The following is a 17,081-nucleotide window of genomic DNA, read 5'->3' as shown; positions in this document are numbered from 1 at the left end:
TCCGAATAGGAGCGCCATTGGATGGCCGCGCAATCCTGCAAAGTCATTGATGGTGCGGGTCTATTTCTGTCAGATGGCAAGCAGCCAATTCATCGCGTCCGCGTGCCGCGAGCGGCGGATCATCAATGGCGCACTTATCGAGCGCGAACGGGCAGCGTGGTCTAAAACTGCAGCCTGCTGGGATGTGGATTGGGTTGGGCGGCTCACCTTCCAGGAGGTAGGTCTCAGCCTTGAAAGGACGTTCCTCAACCGCCGGTACCGCGCTCAAGAGCGCACGGGTATAGGGGTGTCTCGGCTCGATGAAAGTGGTCCGATTGTCAGCCAGCTCCACCACGCGCCCCAGATACATCACGGCGATGCGATTGCAGGCTCGCCGCACCATCCCAAGATCGTGTGAGATGTAGATGTAGGTAATTACGCGTTGGTCCTGAAGCCGCTGAAAAAGGGCGAGCAGTTTGCGCTGCTCGACCTGGTCGAGCGCCGATAGCGTCTCATCAAGAATAAGCAACTCGGGATCGAGGACCAGGGCCCGGGCGATACTCACACGCTGACGCTGCCCGGCGCTCAATCCGACCGGAAGCTTGCCGAACAGGTCGAGAGACAGTCCGACTTCCTGCATGGTCGCCGCAACCCGATCGCGGAGCTCGGAACGCGACATCCCTCCATGGATGTACAGAGGTTCGGCGATGGTTCGCCCGATCGAAAAATGAGGCGGAATGGAGCTAAACGGATCTTGCAGGAGAAGCTGGAATTTCCTTCGGAGCGCCAATAGGCGCTCGGCCTTCATAGACGCGATATCTTCGCCCATGAACAAAATCTGCCCTGAATCCGGGACCTCCAGGCGGCTTAGGAGACGCGAAAGCGTTGACTTCCCGCACCCCGATTCGCCGACGATCGCCAAATTGTCACCTCGTCGAACATCGAACGAAGCGCCCCGCACCGCGTGCACGAACTGGTTTGCAAACAGCTTGTTTCTATCCCTCGTGGGATAAATCCGGCTGACGTTTCGCACCGACAGAATGACATCATTTGCGGCAGGTGACACCTCATCTGCAACGGCTTCAGTCGAGCTCTGCCATATGCGGGGGATGTCCGCTATCAACTGCTTTGTATAGGCATGTTGCGGAGCCGCGAGCAATTGCTGAACGCTTTGCGTCTCGACGACGCGGCCGCCTGCGAGAACAAGAACCCGGTGCGCGATTTCGTTGATGACCCCGAAAGAAGATGAAACGAACAGAATCGCCGTCTTGAAATCCCGCTGCAACTCGCGCAGGAGCCGAAGGATTTGAGCAGCGACGGTAACGTCAAGAGGTTGCGTAATGTTGTCGGCGACCAGAAGGTCCGGGTTCGTCACGAGCGCATCCACGATCAGGGCGCGTTGCATCATTCCGCCGCTGAACTGGAACGGAAACTCCTCAAATCGCTGTTTCGCGCCGGGCATCTTTACGGCATCGAGCAGGCGTATGACACGTCCCTCTGCCTCGCCGTTGGAGATATCAGGCTCGATGGATTTGAGTTTTTCGACGATTTGCCGGCCAACCGGAAGGGTTGGATCGAGAGCACTGGCGGGATCGGAGCCTATGTAGGCAATCTTGCGCCCACGGAGCGCCTGCATTTTTGCCCGGGGTAGTCTCAGAAGATCGTTGCCGCGATAACTGATAGCGCCCGATTCGATTTCGAGTGGGCTGGTGACCCACCTGACAAGCGCCCGCGACAGCACGGTCTTTCCCGAGCCGCTCTCGCCGATGACGCCGAGCACTTCGTTTTCATCGACACTCAGATTGACGTCGGTGAGCACGGCGCGCGTTCCGCGCGGCCCGAGTTCAAGGGTGACGGTCAGATTGCGGACATCAAGAATGTTGACCGGCGATATCATTCGAATCCCAGCAAGATCTTGTTGCGAGATCGCTCGAGAGCTCCTCCCATGATGTTGATGCAACAGAGTGTGATCGCGAGCAGGAGGCCTGGCACCGTGGTGATCCACCAGGCATTCAAAATGTACTTCGTGCCGTCAGCGATGATGGTGCCGAATGTCGGGGTGGGCGGCTGAATGCCGATCCCGATAAAGCCCAGCACAGCCTCGAAAATCATCATGCGGGCAATGTCCAGGATTGCGACAAAGGCGATCGGAGGCAAGATGTTGGGCGCGATATGAACGAGCAGGACCCGCGCGTCTGAGGCGCCGAGAATCTTTATCGCTCGAACATATTCTTTGCGGCGCTCGGACAGGGTCACACTGCGCGCTACGCGAGAATACGCCGGCCAGCCGGCAAGAATCAGAACAAGGATGATGGCCAGCGGAGTGGGACGTGAAACGCCGAGAACTGTGATCGCCAGAATGATCGCGGGAATCGACATCTGCGCGTCTGTGATCCGCATCAAGAGCAAGCCGGCCCATCCGCCGAAATAGCCTGAGATCATGCCAATGGCTGAGCCAAGGATGAACATTCCCGCAACGCTCGTGATGCCGATCAGCAGGGCATTCCGAAGACCGATGAGGGAGCGGGTAAACAGATCACGGCCGAGTTGATCGGTGCCAAACAGATAAGGCCAGCTCGAATGATCCAGCAGTGCCGGTGGCAGGAATTTCTTGCTGACATTGAATTGGGTCGGCGACAGATTGAGAATGTAGGGTCCCAGGACAGAAAGGATGATCAGCAGGCAAAACAGGGCAAATCCAATCCTGAACTCAGTTGTTCGCCATGCCTGCACGAAGATGCTGGCCGCGATGCCGCGACCTCGTGTTGCCGCAGGGCTGTCGGTCCTGGCCGAAAGTTCCGTCGATGCTAGTATTGGAGCCTCCTGTCGATCGCCATCGCTGCAAAGTCGACGAGAATATTGAGCATCACCAAGGTCGCACAGGCGAGGATCGCGATGGCCTGGATAACTGGGAAATCCCGTTGGAAGACCGCGTTGATAATCAAAAGGCCAACGCCGGGATAGTTGAAGACGTATTCGACGACGAACAGACCACCAAGCAAAACCCCAATGGCCTGTATCCCGAGTACATTGAGGACGGGGATGCTCGAATTGCGCAGCACGTGCGCGACAATCATTCGGCTGCGCGAGAGACCGCGAATCTCACCCTGCGACACGTATGGCTCGACAAGATTTCCGCTCACCGAGACCGAGACGGACCGAATGAGGGTCGGAGCAAGTTCGATCGCGAGAACAATGGCGGGCAAGATTGCGTAGCTCGGCCCCTGATAGCCGATCGCCGGCAGCCATCCGGCCTTGGCGGAGACGAGAAAGATGAGAACGAGGGCCAACCATACATTGGGGAGTGAGACCAGGACGGAAGCCAAATGCAGTGCAAGCCGATCCGGCCATCGTCCTGATCTCAAGCCCGCGGCTATGCCGATCGGGAGCGCGATTGCCAAGGCAAACAGGAATGCAAGGCCAGCAAGGAGCAGGCTGAAGGGTAGACTGGTTGTGATGAGGCCCAAAACGGATGCACGGTTGGCGGCATCGAAAGTCGAGCCGCCTCGCGAGCCGCCAGTGCTGCCGCCTTGTGCGCTTCTGACGAAAGAGCTCCCGAAATCCCCCGTCAGGATTTGCGCGACATAGCGGCCGAATTGAATCGGGATTGGATCCCTCAGGCCCATATCTTTGGCGGTCTGCTCTGCGACAGATACTGACGCCATTGGCCCCAGCATCATACGCACAGGGTCGCCGGGAACGACGCGCAGCAGCGTAAAGATGAGCATCGTCACGAGGACGACCAATACCAACCCTTGTGCAAGGCGCCGAGCGAAGAAGTCGAGCGCAAACAGCATGTCGGCTCCTGGCCTCCCAAAGACTTTTGCTGCGGCCCCTTTAGCTCAGGTCCGCCTTGCTCAGGTCAATCGGCCCGTTGGGGAAATAGTATGCCCCCGTCAGATTCCTGGCTGCGGCATGGAAGGTCACGGCGGAAAAGAGCGACAAGCTCGGAACCTTGTTTGCGAGAGTGGGAAACGTCTCATTCTTGAAAATGCTGCGGCGCTCTTCCGGGTTTGTAGCGGCGCGTTCCTTGTCTAGCACCGCGTCAATTTCCCGGTCGTTGATCCCGGTGATCAGCGCGGCGCTTGAATGCCAGTTCGGTCGAAGCACGAGATCCGGCTCCGGCGATCCGGTCATCCAGCCGACGTCGCACATGTGGCCCTGGCCCTGGCCGTCAGCGCGGCGATAGATCGCCTGCTCCCACGCGGCCGGTTCAAGAACAGTCAGGCGAACATCAAGCCCCTGTTCTGCGAGCATCGCTGTGATCAGCTCGCCATACTCTTTCGTCTTCGGATAGAACCCGATCGAGGTGATATATTCGAGTTGCGGCAGCCCCCTTCCTTTGGGAAACCCTGCCTCGGCGAGAAGCTTCTGGCAGGCATCCGGATCGAACTTGGGATAATCAGGAATGTCCGTGAAGCCGAACTTGGTCGGCGAAATATAGCAGTTAGACGGTGTGGCCGCCTCGCCCATCAGCGACAGGATTTGATCGCGGTCGATGGCGTGGCAAACTGCGCGGCGAATGCGTGCGTCGTTGAAGGGAGGCTTGTTGCACCGGAAGTGCAAATATTTGTTTTCGGTCGTCAGCGCCCTGTGGGTGGTGACTTTCGGGTTGCTTGACAACGAGGCGTATTGCTCGGGCTCCAGCCGTTCGGCAATGTGATATTCGCCGTTCAACAGGCCCAGCGCGCGCGTGTTGGCGTCCGGAACGTAGGCATAGACGATCCGATCGATCTTGGGACGTCCGCCGTAGAATTCATCATTCGCTTCGAGGCTGTTCCTGTCTCCCTGCGTGCCCGCATATTTGAAGGCGTTCGTGCCGTTCGGGCGCTTTTGGAGGAGCGCGGGATCGGCAATATCCTTTGCCGACAGGATTGGAAGGAAGCTCGAAATGAACCAGAAGGCAGACGCGGGGTAGCCGTGTTTTTCGGTCTTCAACCGGACCGTCAGTTTGTCGACGACCTCGACATCAACGCGGCCCGGATAGAGGGCGGATGCCGGGCGCGCCGGATTGGAGGCATACTCCATGGTCGCCTTAACATCTTCAGCACCGAACTCCTTGCCATCGTGGAATTTGACGCCGTCCCGAAGCTTGAACTCCAGGGTGTGCGCATCAATCAGCTTCCAACTGGTGGCGAGGTCTGGGGTCAGCTCTTCAGACTTACCCTCCCGCATTTCGCAGCGTGTCAGATGATTGAATACGAACTTTTCGAACTTCAACTGCCCCAGGGTCGTGTGAGAGGTCGGATCCCAATTGCCGGTGACCGGGCCCATCGACGCCAGCACGAGGGTTTTACTTTGCGCCGCCTTCGCTGGGAGCGGTTTGAGACCCGCTCCGCTAGCCACGGCAACTGCTCCGGCTCCTGCAAGCAACTCTCTCCGTGTTACCATTTCGAGTCCCCTCTTCTTGGGTTAGACGCGCAAACAGCGCGCTTGATGAGCGCTCTCTTCACATAAATTGGTCCAGGACCGCGCTTTCCAGCGCGATGCTGATCTGCTTCATCTCGCCCGCGAGCTGATCAGGCAGGCCTGCGCGAACCTTCGTGCCTTCACGAAGAGCGCAATTGCGCGCAGCAGCGCGGCTAGGTGATGGTCCGCCGACGACGCTGTTGAGACGAATGTAACTATGGCCCATGTCACAACGCCTCCGTCCTTCAGGCAACGCGGTAGCGGTTGATCACGCCTGGATCAGGGTCGAGGCCAAGCCCCGGCCCCGTCGGCACGGCAACCTTTCCATTGACCGGAAGCGTAGCACCGCCGTAGATCTCGGCCTCGAAGTCGCAATAGAGCCGCTCGAGCATCGGGACTGATCGCTGCGCCGCATTGAGGTGTATGGTCGCGACCTGGCCGGGGCCGAAGATTGCACAATGCGGCACGAATTCGATTGATTCAGCCTGACAAAGCGATGCGATCTTCACGAGCTCGGAAATACCGCCAGCTTTCGCGACATCAGGCTGCGCAATGTCGATGGCCCCTGCGGCGATCATCGCAACAAAATCATGCAGGCTGCCGGCATTTTCGCCGGCGGCGATGTGGTGCCGCCCGGTTGAACGAATGCGGGCCAGCCCAGCATAGTTCTCTGGTGGCCAGACCGGCTCCTCCAGCCAGTACAGATTGAGAGGCTCGAGAAGCCGATCGTATTTGAGCGCCTCCGCCACCGGCCATGGGCAATTGGTATCCAGCATGACGGCGGCCTGCGCCCCTGCGGCTTCGACGGCGGCGTGGATTTCGTCCTCGGTGATCTCGTGCAACTTGATGTAACGATATCCGCGCTCAATTGCCTGCCGGGTGGCCCTGACGACATCGGCGCAATTGCCGTAGCGCATCAGACTGGCATAGACCTCGACTTCGCTGGCGAATGCACCGCCTAGCAATGCGGTGAGCGGCAGTCCGGAGATCTTGCCGAGGATGTCCCACAGGGCGATGTCGACCGCCGAGACGCCATAGATGATAGGGCCCACGCGGCCAAAATTCTGGAGCCGGAATTCCACATCATACTTGATCTTGCCGATTTCCAGGGCGCTCCGGCCGATCACGAGCGGTAACACGCGCGTCTCGATCATCGCCTTGAGCGACTTGTCCTCGCACCGCGAGAAGGCTTCGCCCCACCCCACGATGCCCTGTTCGGTTTCCAGTCTCACCAACAGCGTGTCGAACTGCAGTTTCGGCGCTCCGCCGAAGCTCCAAGGCGGCACTCCGCCGGATTCGAACGGAATCGATACCAGGATCGCATCCGCCTTTACGATCTTGTGAGAGGCGGCTGACGACGAAAGGCGCTGCAGACCGGCGAAGCTAACGCCCTTGGTTTCGGAAATGCGCAAGCACGGCCCCGCTCAACTGCTGATTGTCGACAATTAACAAACAACACGAATTCTCTGGTGTCAATGGCGAATGTTCGCCAATATCCGCCGTGACTCAGAACGAACATTCCGCAAACGCGGTTGGAGGAAGAATGGCTGCTAAGATCATCTCGGGATTAGTCGAGAAGCGGAGTTTGGACCGTGCGGCTGCCGACGTTATCCGCCAGACGATCACCAGTGGCGGCCTCGCGCCGGGAAAGCGCCTGACAGAAACCGAACTGTCCACGGAGCTCAACGTGTCGCGGGGTACGATAAGGGCGGCGTTGCAGCGGCTGATGAGCGAGGGCCTGGTGAAGCAGAAGCCTTACTCGGGCTGGGAAGTCGCGAGCTTGACATCCAAGGATGCATGGGAGCTCTACACACTTCGATCCAGCCTCGAGGGCCTGGCCGCACAGCTCGCTGCCGCCAACCCGAATCGGAGGCAACCGATCGAGGCGGCTTACGACGACATGAAGGCCGCCGCAAAAAGCCGCAACCAGAAGCGGATTAACGATAGTGATCTCGCGCTTCACAAGACGATCGTTGTCCTTTCGGGACACAACCGCCTCGCCGATCATTACGGCTTAGTCGAACATCAGGTTTGCATGTACATGGCCTCTTCAAACGCAATCCTTGAACGGCCCGACATGGTCATCGCGAACCACGAGAAAATGGTCAACGCGCTGCTCAGGGGCGATGCGGCCGCCTCCGAACGTTACGCACGCGAGCACAACAAGACCTCAGGCGAGCTTCTGGTTCGGCACCTTCAGGAGACGGAAGCCAAACAGACTAACAAAGTGGCTTCGCGCAAGCTCTAGGGAGGGAAGGCATTGCAGTCAGCGACCGCAAAATTCGCGCAGCCGGCTGGGCCGGATCATTTGGCGACATTCGCCGCAGGATCGAGGCCCTCCGGTTAGTATCGCTTATCACCCAGTCCCCATGCCGAACGTTGCCGGAACGATCGACCGGGCGATAAACGGGCCCTTGCTGATCGGCCCAAGATCTGCCGAGGGTACGAATGAAAGCCGCGGATCGCGTCCTTCAGCCACCTGCTCACTGTGCTGGTTGATTGTCCTCTGACCCAACGACGCAAAAACGGAAGAGAGAGAGAGAACCGAATTCATCAGACGGTGAGTAGCCTGTAGTTGTCTTTTCCATCACACATCCTAACGTTTGAAATAACCTCGGTGTTGAAATACGTATTCCGGCCGAAGTCGTAGGAGCTGACGCAACACAATGGAGGGGCAAGAAAACACTTGGTCCCACAACTCACCATAGGGCTTCGAGCGTGGCTGTGGAATTTCGAGATCTACGCTGGGCGATCGCTGCGTCCCAGCATCGAAGCATCCGTCAAGCGGCAGAGACGCTTAGAATCAAGCAGTCGACGCTCAGTCGCTGCCTACGAAGTCTCGAACACACGTTGGGCAGCAAACTATTCGAGCGCACCAACGGAGGCACGCGACCAACGATGGAAGGTCGAGAATTTCTCGAGGATGCCCGGCGCATCGTAGGCGAATCTGAAGCAATGGCCGCTCGCCTCAAGACCCGCTCGCGTCGCGAGAGCGGTCGGTTGACCATCGGGATCCATACCTCCCTGTCAGCCGGCAATCTCCGAGCCACTCTCCTCGAGCACAGGCACCGCTTTCCCGATGTCGATAGACAGTTTGTCGACGGAGCGAGCGAGCATCTGATTTCGGACCTCGCCAGCTCAGCCATCGATGTCGCTGTCGTGGCGGATCCCAACCCGACTTGGAGCGGCAAGTCATTGGTGCTCTGGAGCGAACGTGTTGTTGCTGCCCTCCCTGCGAAACATCGTCTGGCAAGTCATGACGTAGTTCAATGGGGCGAACTGCGGCGCGAACCGCTTTTGATGTCACAGCGTGGCCCCGGACCGGAACTCCTCAAGCTTCTCATCAGCAAATTAGGATCTTCCGATCCTTGCAAGCTGCTTCGCCATGACGTGGGGCTCGACCGGCTTCTCTCCATGGTGGGCATGGACTTCGGTATTCTCCTCGCCCTGGAAAGTGCGACTGGCGCGACTTATCCCGGTGTCATCTTCCGGGAGGTGCATGATGCGGAGGGGCCGACGCGGCTGAGCTTCCGCGTCTATTGGCGGCAGTCCAACGGCAATCCATTAGTACGTCCGTTTCTGGACCTCCTTCGCGAGCGCTACCCGGATCTTTCCGCTGCTGTTGGTGCGGGCTGAGCAGAATTTCGCCGGGCCTTCGCAAAAGCGCGGTCGGTTGCCATGAAACGTTCGATCATCGGCGCGATCAATTTGGCAGGTTCGTTCGGCGTCGTAGTGCCTCCGCTACGTGTTAAAATCTCGGCGTAGCTTTTGAGATCCCTGAAAACCGCCGCCGGCAACTCGATCGTGAGCTTTACCGGCTTGTCGTCTTCAAGCGGTCCAAGCTTGAGCTTCGTCATGGCGCCCCTCCCTTTCCGTATGGAGCCAACACTAAATCCCGCGTAACGATGACCCGGACCGGGAAACCCGGCCTAATAGTCAGCGTCGGCTGGATGTTGAGCTGACGTTGCACGATCTGTTGTCCGGTCTGACTGATGCTGTTGGACGCGCCGCTACGGATTGCTTGAACGAGGTTGTTCTCATTCTGGCTCGTGCCCGCCTCGGCTCCGACGCTGAGCATGGTCGAGAGAACGGCGGCCTTGAACAGCATGCCCCAGTGGTTGTCGACCTCGTCCTCGAGACCGGCATAACCAGCGGTGTCGGCGCCGGGCTGGCGCTCCAGCACGATCGAGTTGCCGTCCGGCATGATGATGCGAGTCCAGACCAGGAGTATGCGGGACTGGCCGAACGCGACGGAACTATCGTACTGACCTATCAGTTTCGCGCCCTGAGGGATGAGAAGATATTTTCCGGACGGGCTATCCCAGACCGCCTCCGTGATTTGAGCCGTGACTTGGCCAGGCAGATCGGACCGAATGCCCGTGATGAGCGCAGCCGGGATCACAGTGCCGGCCTGCACGACATAAGGAGAGACTTTGGCCTCGAGCCGATCCGGACTGACCGTGCGCTTGTCCGTCGCCGCATTGAGGAAGGCCGTCTTGCGGTCTTGCATGTTCTGGGCGGAGCCGGCATCGACGGGCGGTGTCGCGGCCGGGGTCGTCACGGCGCCGGTGGCGGCGGTCGGGATGAGTTGGCCGGCGCTCTGCGGTTGCTGAGCAGTCTGGGCGAAGAGACGACTGACCCGTGCCGCCTCGATTTCCTGGCCCCTGCGCTGCGTCTCCGGATCAGACGTTGCTGCCATGGTGTTCGGAGCGGTGCCGGCGTTGAGGATCGGCTTGCCGAGATCGCCGGGCAGCGGCGGCCCGAGCGGCGGCGCTTGACGCGGCAGACCGGTGTAGTCCTTCGGCAAGGCAGCGAGGCTCTCGACCGAAGGCCTGTTCTGGGTGCTGAGCAGCTCTTGGCCGGTCTGCGGCTTGTTGCCGGTCTTGAGCGCGTAGCCGAGCGCGCCCGCGACGGCGAGGGCCGACACCGCGCCGAGGCCGACAAGCACCTTGCGCGAGAGCCGTGTGACACGCGGCCGCACGCCTCGGAGCCGAAGGTGCGGCGGCGCGACGGGCGGGATGTCGCTCTGATGTTCGTCTTCGCTGCCTATCGCCATGAGCGCGGCCTTCCGTCGGTGCGGACGATGCGCACGCGCCGCTCGCTGTCCTTGTCGCCAAGACGCAATTCGGCGGCAGCGAACAGGCGGTCCACGATGTAGTAGTTGCGGTTGACGCGGTAGTTCACCAGTTCGGACCCGCCGGCCGGACCGATGACGAACAGCGGCGGCATTTCGCCCTGGACGATCCCGCTGGGGAACTCGATGTAGACCTTATTCCCGTCGTCAAAGGCGCGCAGCGGACGCCAGGCCGGATCATCGCCCTCGATCGCGTAGCGGAAGTTGATCGCGGCGAGATCGACGCCAGCCGCGATGGGGGCTGCGGTTTCAGCGGCCGCATTCTGCCGCCGAAGCGCAATGAGTTGATCCTCGGGATACTGCCAGGAGACCGAAGCCATGTAGGTCTTCTCCGTCGAGCGCAGCTCGAGGAGATAGGTCCGCCGGTCGGTGTTGATGACGAGGTTGGTGACCAATTCCGGCCGCGTCGGCTTGACCAGGATGTGGATCTTCCTGGTCGCGCCCGCGCCGCTCTCGGTATCACCGATGATCCAGCGCACAGTGTCACCGGCGGCGACCGGACCGGAACCGACGAGTTGCTCGCCTTCCTGGAGGGCGACATCGGTGATCTGACCTGGCGCGGTATAGACCTGGTAGAGGGCTCCGCCCGAGAAAGGATAGACCTGTACCGCGTTGATGAATCCGTTGCGAACCGGCTGCACCCGTGCCGCGGCGTTGGCCTGTTTGACGCGAACCTTCGGATCGGCGGCTTCGGGGGTGCGCTTGCCGGCGGCGAGCGGTTTCAACTGCCCTGGCAGCGGCAGCGGTTTTGGCAACTCCACGATCTGGACGGGCCGCGGCGGATCAGCGGTGAGCGTCGCCGGCTCCGCGCTATCGTAGTTGATGTCGGGCGGGATGAAATTGTGCGCGCAGCCACCGAGCGTCGAGGCGGATATGAGTAAAGCCGCAAGTGCGGGTTTACTGAAGCATGTATCGCTGCCTTTCCGGCCTTGGTGAACGATGGAGAAACGTAAAGCCGGACCGCCGGCTCTTGAGAAAATCGGCGGGGTCATTGTCCCAGCTCCTTTGACCAGTTGATGGCGTTGACGTAGATCCCGAGTGGATTCTTGCGAAGCCGATCGGCGTCGGTAGGCGGCTGAATCGCGATGGTGAGGATCGCGGTCCAACGTGTGGTGCCAGCGAGCGCCCCGTCTTGATAGCGGTGCTCGACCCAGGCCACGCGAAAACTGTCGGGCGAGGCGCGGATGACGCTGGAGACGTCGATCGCGACCTGCTGCTTGCCGAGATTGGCGAAGGGGTCATTGGCGCGGGCGTAGTCGTTCAACGCCGCCGCGCCCGCCGTCGTCGTGAAATCATAAGCCTGCAGCCAGTTGTGCCGCACGATGATCGGGTCGGCCGGAAGCGAGCGGACGATCTGGATGAAATGGGCGAGATACCAGGCAATCTGCGGGTCGTTCGGCCTGTAGTCGGCGACGGCGGGCGCCACGGCTTGCGCCTCGCCGAGCTTGTCGACCTGCACCACCCAGGGCACGACGGTGCCATGCGTGGATTGCCAGACGAGCCCCCCGGCGAGGCCGGAAGCGAGGATCAACGAACCGAAAGCCATCAGCCGCCAGTTCCTGGCCTGCACGCGGGCGGAGCCGATGCGTTCGTCCCAAACTTGCGCAGCGCGCTGATAGGGCGTTTCGGGTTCGGGTGTACGGCCGTAGCGCACCGACGATCGCCGAAAGACTGACATCAATTATTCTCCTCCCGAGAGGTCGACGGAGTGACCGCCACCGTGGCTGTCGCCTGATTTGAGGGCTTGCGCGGCCGTCTGCGCGCCGTGAATGACGGCCTGATTGCGCTTGACGCGCCGGGCCCAGGCGGGCGGGCTCGCTGCTTGAGACGCGGCCCCATCATTTGCGGCCTCGCCACTCCCGATGGTTCCCATGGTCGAGGTGCCACCCGTGTTGACGACGCCGGCACGGGCACCGGAGGCGAAGCTCTCCCTCATTGCCCCCGCCGCTTGCGAAGCGGCGCGTCTGACGGGAACTGTCCCGTGACTAGCCGCCGCACGACCTGCGCCACTGAGACCGGCCGCGACGCCGCCGGCGCCAGACCTGCCGACCGATGCGATGCTGTAGGCCGTGGACATGCCGCCGGCCATCGCCGCACCACCACGTGCGGCGGCCGCAGCACCGGAGCTCGCTGCCATCGCTCCCCTTCCGGCCAAACCGAACGCCGCGCCGCCGACCATCGCCGTACCGGCGACGGCGAGACCGGTGCCGACGGCAGCGCCCGCGCCAAGCTGCGGCGCCCCCGAGACAAGACCGCTGGCGATGCCGGGACCGAAGATGCCGAGGCCGAGCATGGCGAGCGCTGCCAGCACGACTGAGAGCGCCTGCTCGATGGTCGGCTGGCCGCCGGCATAGGCTGTGGTGAATTGAGAGAAGAGCCCAGTGCCGATGCCGACGATCACGGCGAGCACCATGACCTTCACGCCGGAGGCAACGACGTTACCCAGCACCTTCTCCGCGAGAAAGGCGGTCTTGTTGAAGAGCGCAAAGGGAATGAGGATGAAGCCGGCAAGCGTCGTCAGCTTAAACTCGATCAGCGTGACGAACAGCTGCACAGCCAGAATGAAAAAGGCGATCAGCACCAAGAGCCAGGACACCATCAGCACGGCAATCTGGACGAAGTTCGCAAAGAAGCTGGTGAAGCCCATCATCTGGCTTGCTGCGTCCAGCAGGGGCTGCCCAGCGTCGAGCCCAACCTGTGCGAGCCTGCCGGGACGAAGGAAATCCGCGGTCGAGATCGACGAGCCGCCGGCCTTCAGGCCGAGGCCTGCGAAGCTATTGAAGATGATGGATGAGAGCTTGGTGAAGTTGGTGATGATGAAGGCGAAGAAGCCGATGTAGAGGGTCTTCTTCACCAGCCGTTGGAGGATGTCCTCATCTGCGCCCCAGGCCCAGAACAGGCCGGCGAGCGTGATGTCGATGACGATCAATGTCGACGACAGATACGTGACTTCGCCCTTGATCAGGCCGAAACCCGAATCAATGTAGGTCGTGAACGTATTGAGGAAGGTGTCGATAACGCCGACGTTGTTCATGACCTCCCTCCCTGCGGAGCGCTCGTCATCGGCAGTGTGGCCGGCGCGGCCTGCGGCAGAAGTGGCCGCGCCGGCCTGCCGAAGAAGCGCGCGCGGTTCTCCTTCCAAACCGCCTGGCAGTGCGGATCTTCGGCATCCTGGGGTCCAAGCTCAGCGCAGCGGAGCAGCTCGGCCGAAAGGTCATCGGGAGCGGAGACAGAGGGGACGTCGGATGCCGGGCGCTCGGCCGGACGCCGATGGATGACATGCAGCGCTGCGAGGAAAATCACGAACACGACGATCATCGCGCCTGCGCGAAGGATATCCGAGCGCTCCATGACCCAAGCCTCAGTTGCCGCTGAACATGGTGACGTTGCCGGGCTGATAGCCGCTACGCGTCGAGAAGATCTTGTATTGTTGCTGGCCTTGCGATTCGCTCGCCGCGACGCGCGCCTGCTCGAGCGCGTCTGCCCTCCCCTTTGCAGCGAGGACCGCGACAAGGTCGGAAAGCTGCTGGGATTGCAGGGCGAGAAGCTGATTGCCGGCTTGAGCGGCCTGCAGCGCGCCACTTGCCGACTGACTGGCGGTCACCAGCGAGCTCATTGCGCTGGAGTTGGTCGAGATATTGCCGACGACGCCGGCCTGCACCTTCAACGAATCCTCGAAAGCGCCGACCGAGTTCTGCCAACGACGTTGAGCCGCAGCAAACATTGTCGCATTGGAACCCGTTGCCGCCGCCGTGCCGTACGTGCTGGAATACGTCGTCTGGATCCGCTCGACGTTGAAGGCGATGTTCTGGGCCTGGCTCAGCAGCGACTGGGTCTGGGCAATCGACGCCTGAAGCTGAGTCAGCGTCGACATCGGCAGATTGGCGAGGTTCTTTCCTTGGTTCACCAGGCTCTGGGCCTGATTGGTCAGCATCTGGATCTGATTATTGATCTGCTGCAGCTCGCGCGCCGCAGTCAGCACGTTCTGGCTGAAGTTGCTGGGGTCGTAGACGATCCACTGCGCAGAGGCCGGCACCGTTAAAAGCGGCGAGATCCATAGGGCGAGCGAGAGAGTGGTCGCGGCGACCAAGCGTGCGCGCCGCGTCTTGCGGACGGTCATGATTGCACCTCCAGATTTGTCAGGTCAGGGATGAGGTCGGCGGCCCAGAGCAGCTCGTGATCCGCGAGCCAGGCGGCCGTGAAGTCGTCGCGGCCGTGCTCAGCGAGCAGCCGTTCAATGGCGGCATGGTCGGCCTTGGAGGACGCAGCGCAGAAGGCGAGCGCGACCGGCCCAAGGCCGAGCTCAAAGAGCCGGTTGCCGCGGCGGGATTGGCAGTAATAGTCCCGCTTCGGCGTCGCGCGCGCGATGATCTCGATCTGGCGATCGTTTAGGCCGAACCGCTGGTAGATGGAGGTGATCTGAGGTTCGATCGCGCGCTCGTTCGGCAAGAAGATCCGCGTCGGGCAGCTCTCGACGATTGCGGGTGCGATGTTGCTGCCGTCGATGTCGGAAAGCGATTGGGTTGCGAAGACGACGGAGGCGTTCTTCTTCCGGAGCGTCTTCAGCCATTCCCTGAGCTGTTGCGCGAAGGCCGGATCGTCGAGGACGAGCCACCCCTCGTCGATGATGAGGAGGGTCGGCCGGCCGTCGAGCCGTCCCTCGATGCGATGGAAGAGGTAGGTGAGGACGGCGGGCGCAGCACCAGCGCCGATCAAGCCCTCGGTCTCGAACGCCTGCACCGACGCAAGTCCGAGCTGCTCTGCCTCCGCGTCGAGCAGGCGGCCGGAGGAGCCGCCGACGCAATAAGGTTGCAGTGCCTGCTTGAGCGCGGTCGATTGCAACAGAACCGTCAGGCCAGTGATCGTGCGTTCCTCGACCGGCGAGGACGCCAGCGAGGTCAACGCCGACCAGACGTGCTCCTTCACGGTCGGATCGATGGTGACGCCTTCCTTGGCGAGGATCGCGGTCACCCATTCTGCCGCCCAGGCGCGCTCCGCCGCATCGCCGACACGCGCGAGCGGTTGAAGAGACACTGAGTCTTCAGCGCTGTTCGACAGACTGCCGCCGAGGTCGTGCCAGTCGCCGCCCATGGCAAGCGCCGCCGTGCGGATCGAGCCGCCGAAATCAAAGGCGAAGATCTGGCTCTTCCGGTAGCGGCGGAACTGGATCGCCATCAGCGCCAGCAGCACGGACTTGCCGGCGCCGGTGGGACCGACGATCAGGGTGTGCCCGACGTCGCCGACATGCAGCGAAAAGCGAAACGGCGTCGAGCCCTCCGTCTTGCCGAAGAAAAGTGGCGAGCTGCGGAAATGCTCATCGCGGTCCGGCCCGGCCCAGACCGCCGAAAGCGGGATCATGTGGGCGAGGTTCAATGTCGAGAGCGGAGGCTGACGGACGTTGGCGTAGGCGTGCCCCGGAAGAGAGCCGAGCCAGGCTTCGAGCGCGTTCACCCCTTCCGCCATGCAGGTGAAGTCGCGGCCCTGGATCACCTTATCGACCAGGCGAAGCTTCTCAGCAGCGAGGCCGGGGTCCTCGTCCCAGACGGTGACGGTCGCGGTAATATAGGCCTGGCCGACGTTGTCAGTGCCGAGTTCCTGCAAAGCGAGGTCGGCATCGGCGGCCTTGTTCGCCGCATCGCTATCGACCAGTGTCGAGGCCTCATTCGTCATCACCTCCTTGACGATGGCAGCGATTGACTTCCGCTTGGCGAACCACTGCCGGCGGATCCTGGTCAGCAGCTTCACCGCCTCGGTCTTGTCGAGGAGGATCGCGCGCGTCGACCAACGGTACGGGAAGGCAAGCCGGTTGAGCTCGTCCAGGATTCCGGGATGAGTCGCGGTCGGAAAGCCGACCACGGTGAGCGTGCGAAGGTGGTGGCTGCCGAGGCGCGGCTCGAGACCGCCGGCGAGCGGCTCGTCCGCGAGCAGCGCGTCGAGATGCATCGGCGACTCGGGAACGCGGACCCGCTGTTGCCGGGTGGAGATGGTCGAATGCAGGTAGGTCAGCGTCTCGCTGTCATCCAGCCATGCCACTTCGGGCATGAACCCTTCGACCAGTTGCAGGACGCGGTTGGTCCGATCGACGAAGCCGCGCAGCAGCTCATGAGGATCGACGCCGCCCTGCGCGCGGCCCTCATAGAGCCAGCCCTCGATGCGCGAGGCGTCCTCAGCCGGCGGGAGCCAGACGAAGGTCAGGAAATATCGGCTCTCGAAATGGGCTCCAGCCTCCTCGAAAGCGTCCCGCCGCTCCAGGTCAACCAACGCTGATGCGGCGTCGGGAAAGGTGTTGTGCGGATAAGTCTGGGCACTGATGCGCTGGGCCTCGACGAAGATCGCCCAGCCCGAGCCGAGACGACGCAGCGCGTTGTTGAGTCGGGCCGTCACGCCGACGAGTTCGGCAGGCGTCGCGCTGTCGAGATCCGGACCGCGGAAGCGGGCCGTGCGTTGGAACGCGCCGTCCTTGTTGAGGACGACGCCTTTCTCGACCAGAGCTGCCCAGGGCAAGAAGTCGGCGAGACTGTGAGGCCGGTTGCGATATTCGGCAAGATTCAGCATGGAG

At 61.5% G+C, this 17,081-nt stretch carries 15 protein-coding genes; 2 read left to right on the top strand and 13 right to left on the bottom strand.

Going from position 1 to position 17,081, the window contains the following annotated elements; genetic code table 11:
• Positions 1-43: 43 nt before the first annotated feature.
• The 5 genes from I6F09_RS32740 to I6F09_RS32720 form a co-directional block, all read right to left on the bottom strand.
• Complete coding sequence (locus tag I6F09_RS32740; RefSeq protein WP_225189858.1) at positions 44-1,876, bottom strand: ABC transporter ATP-binding protein; 1,833 nt, start codon at positions 1,874-1,876, stop codon at positions 44-46.
• On the bottom strand, positions 1,873-2,793 hold the full coding sequence (locus tag I6F09_RS32735) for an ABC transporter permease (RefSeq protein WP_097669317.1): 921 nt from the start codon (positions 2,791-2,793) through the stop codon (positions 1,873-1,875). Before I6F09_RS32735 ends, I6F09_RS32740 begins: the two co-directional genes overlap by 4 nt.
• Positions 2,787-3,773 (bottom strand): ABC transporter permease, encoded by a 987-nt coding sequence (locus tag I6F09_RS32730; RefSeq protein WP_225145053.1) that lies wholly within the window; start codon positions 3,771-3,773, stop codon positions 2,787-2,789. The genes I6F09_RS32735 and I6F09_RS32730 overlap by 7 nt, the downstream gene beginning before the upstream one ends.
• Positions 3,774-3,816: 43 nt before the next feature.
• Positions 3,817-5,325 (bottom strand): ABC transporter substrate-binding protein, encoded by a 1,509-nt coding sequence (locus I6F09_RS32725; protein ID WP_225145032.1) that lies wholly within the window; start codon positions 5,323-5,325, stop codon positions 3,817-3,819.
• 308 nt (positions 5,326-5,633) lie between these two features.
• A complete protein-coding gene (locus tag I6F09_RS32720) occupies positions 5,634-6,800 on the bottom strand; it encodes a mandelate racemase/muconate lactonizing enzyme family protein (RefSeq protein WP_050992058.1) in 1,167 nt (388 codons plus the stop codon).
• A gap of 131 nt (positions 6,801-6,931) precedes the next feature.
• Here I6F09_RS32720 and I6F09_RS32715 point away from each other — a divergent pair, with 131 nt between their 5' ends.
• Positions 6,932-7,636 (top strand): GntR family transcriptional regulator, encoded by a 705-nt coding sequence (locus tag I6F09_RS32715; RefSeq protein ID WP_128930987.1) that lies wholly within the window; start codon positions 6,932-6,934, stop codon positions 7,634-7,636.
• A gap of 470 nt (positions 7,637-8,106) precedes the next feature.
• Positions 8,107-9,024, top strand: coding sequence for a LysR family transcriptional regulator (locus I6F09_RS32710; RefSeq protein WP_225145031.1), 918 nt, complete (start codon positions 8,107-8,109; stop codon positions 9,022-9,024).
• Here the strand turns inward: I6F09_RS32710 and I6F09_RS32705 are convergent.
• The 8 genes from I6F09_RS32705 to trbE are packed head-to-tail and all read right to left on the bottom strand — an operon-like array spanning position 8,988 to position 17,077.
• On the bottom strand, positions 8,988-9,245 hold the full coding sequence (locus tag I6F09_RS32705; protein WP_225129157.1) for a DUF2274 domain-containing protein: 258 nt from the start codon (positions 9,243-9,245) through the stop codon (positions 8,988-8,990). The genes I6F09_RS32710 and I6F09_RS32705 overlap by 37 nt on opposite strands.
• On the bottom strand, positions 9,242-10,444 hold the full coding sequence (locus tag I6F09_RS32700; RefSeq protein WP_225145030.1) for a TrbI/VirB10 family protein: 1,203 nt from the start codon (positions 10,442-10,444) through the stop codon (positions 9,242-9,244). Before I6F09_RS32700 ends, I6F09_RS32705 begins: the two co-directional genes overlap by 4 nt.
• Complete coding sequence (gene trbG, locus I6F09_RS32695; RefSeq protein ID WP_225145052.1) at positions 10,435-11,514, bottom strand: P-type conjugative transfer protein TrbG; 1,080 nt, start codon at positions 11,512-11,514, stop codon at positions 10,435-10,437. Before trbG ends, I6F09_RS32700 begins: the two co-directional genes overlap by 10 nt.
• A complete protein-coding gene (gene trbF, locus I6F09_RS32690) occupies positions 11,511-12,200 on the bottom strand; it encodes a conjugal transfer protein TrbF (protein ID WP_225145029.1) in 690 nt (229 codons plus the stop codon). The genes trbG and trbF overlap by 4 nt, the downstream gene beginning before the upstream one ends.
• A gap of 3 nt (positions 12,201-12,203) precedes the next feature.
• A complete protein-coding gene (gene trbL / locus I6F09_RS32685; protein WP_225172859.1) occupies positions 12,204-13,556 on the bottom strand; it encodes a P-type conjugative transfer protein TrbL in 1,353 nt (450 codons plus the stop codon).
• Positions 13,553-13,873: a putative entry exclusion protein TrbK-alt gene (trbK-alt, locus tag I6F09_RS32680; RefSeq protein WP_225145027.1), complete on the bottom strand. Its 321-nt coding sequence runs from the start codon at positions 13,871-13,873 to the stop codon at positions 13,553-13,555. Before trbK-alt ends, trbL begins: the two co-directional genes overlap by 4 nt.
• A 10-nt stretch (positions 13,874-13,883) precedes the next feature.
• Positions 13,884-14,642 (bottom strand): P-type conjugative transfer protein TrbJ, encoded by a 759-nt coding sequence (trbJ, locus tag I6F09_RS32675; protein ID WP_225145026.1) that lies wholly within the window; start codon positions 14,640-14,642, stop codon positions 13,884-13,886.
• Complete coding sequence (gene trbE, locus I6F09_RS32670; RefSeq protein ID WP_225145025.1) at positions 14,639-17,077, bottom strand: conjugal transfer protein TrbE; 2,439 nt, start codon at positions 17,075-17,077, stop codon at positions 14,639-14,641. The genes trbJ and trbE overlap by 4 nt, the downstream gene beginning before the upstream one ends.
• Positions 17,078-17,081: the final 4 nt, after the last annotated feature.

The sequence above is a fragment of the Bradyrhizobium sp. IC3195 genome (assembly GCF_020193585.1).
In the GTDB taxonomy this organism is placed as follows: Bacteria; Pseudomonadota; Alphaproteobacteria; order Rhizobiales; family Xanthobacteraceae; genus Bradyrhizobium; species Bradyrhizobium yuanmingense.
The sequence above is the reverse complement of the archived record's forward strand: the minus strand, read 5'-3'. Positions and strand labels throughout refer to the sequence as shown.

Excerpts from the sequence above, each read along its gene's own strand:
- I6F09_RS32740 (WP_225189858.1), bottom strand. The coding sequence starts at position 1,876 with ATGATATCGCCGGTCAACATTCTTGATGTCCGCAATCTGACCGTCACC.
- I6F09_RS32715 (WP_128930987.1), top strand. The coding sequence starts at position 6,932 with ATGGCTGCTAAGATCATCTCGGGATTAGTCGAGAAGCGGAGTTTGGAC.
- I6F09_RS32705 (WP_225129157.1), bottom strand. The coding sequence starts at position 9,245 with ATGACGAAGCTCAAGCTTGGACCGCTTGAAGACGACAAGCCGGTAAAG.
- I6F09_RS32700 (WP_225145030.1), bottom strand. The coding sequence starts at position 10,444 with ATGGCGATAGGCAGCGAAGACGAACATCAGAGCGACATCCCGCCCGTC.
- trbG (WP_225145052.1), bottom strand. The coding sequence starts at position 11,514 with ATGACCCCGCCGATTTTCTCAAGAGCCGGCGGTCCGGCTTTACGTTTC.
- trbF (WP_225145029.1), bottom strand. The coding sequence starts at position 12,200 with ATGTCAGTCTTTCGGCGATCGTCGGTGCGCTACGGCCGTACACCCGAA.
- trbL (WP_225172859.1), bottom strand. The coding sequence starts at position 13,556 with ATGAACAACGTCGGCGTTATCGACACCTTCCTCAATACGTTCACGACC.
- trbK-alt (WP_225145027.1), bottom strand. The coding sequence starts at position 13,873 with ATGGAGCGCTCGGATATCCTTCGCGCAGGCGCGATGATCGTCGTGTTC.
- trbJ (WP_225145026.1), bottom strand. The coding sequence starts at position 14,642 with ATGACCGTCCGCAAGACGCGGCGCGCACGCTTGGTCGCCGCGACCACT.
- trbE (WP_225145025.1), bottom strand. The coding sequence starts at position 17,077 with ATGCTGAATCTTGCCGAATATCGCAACCGGCCTCACAGTCTCGCCGAC.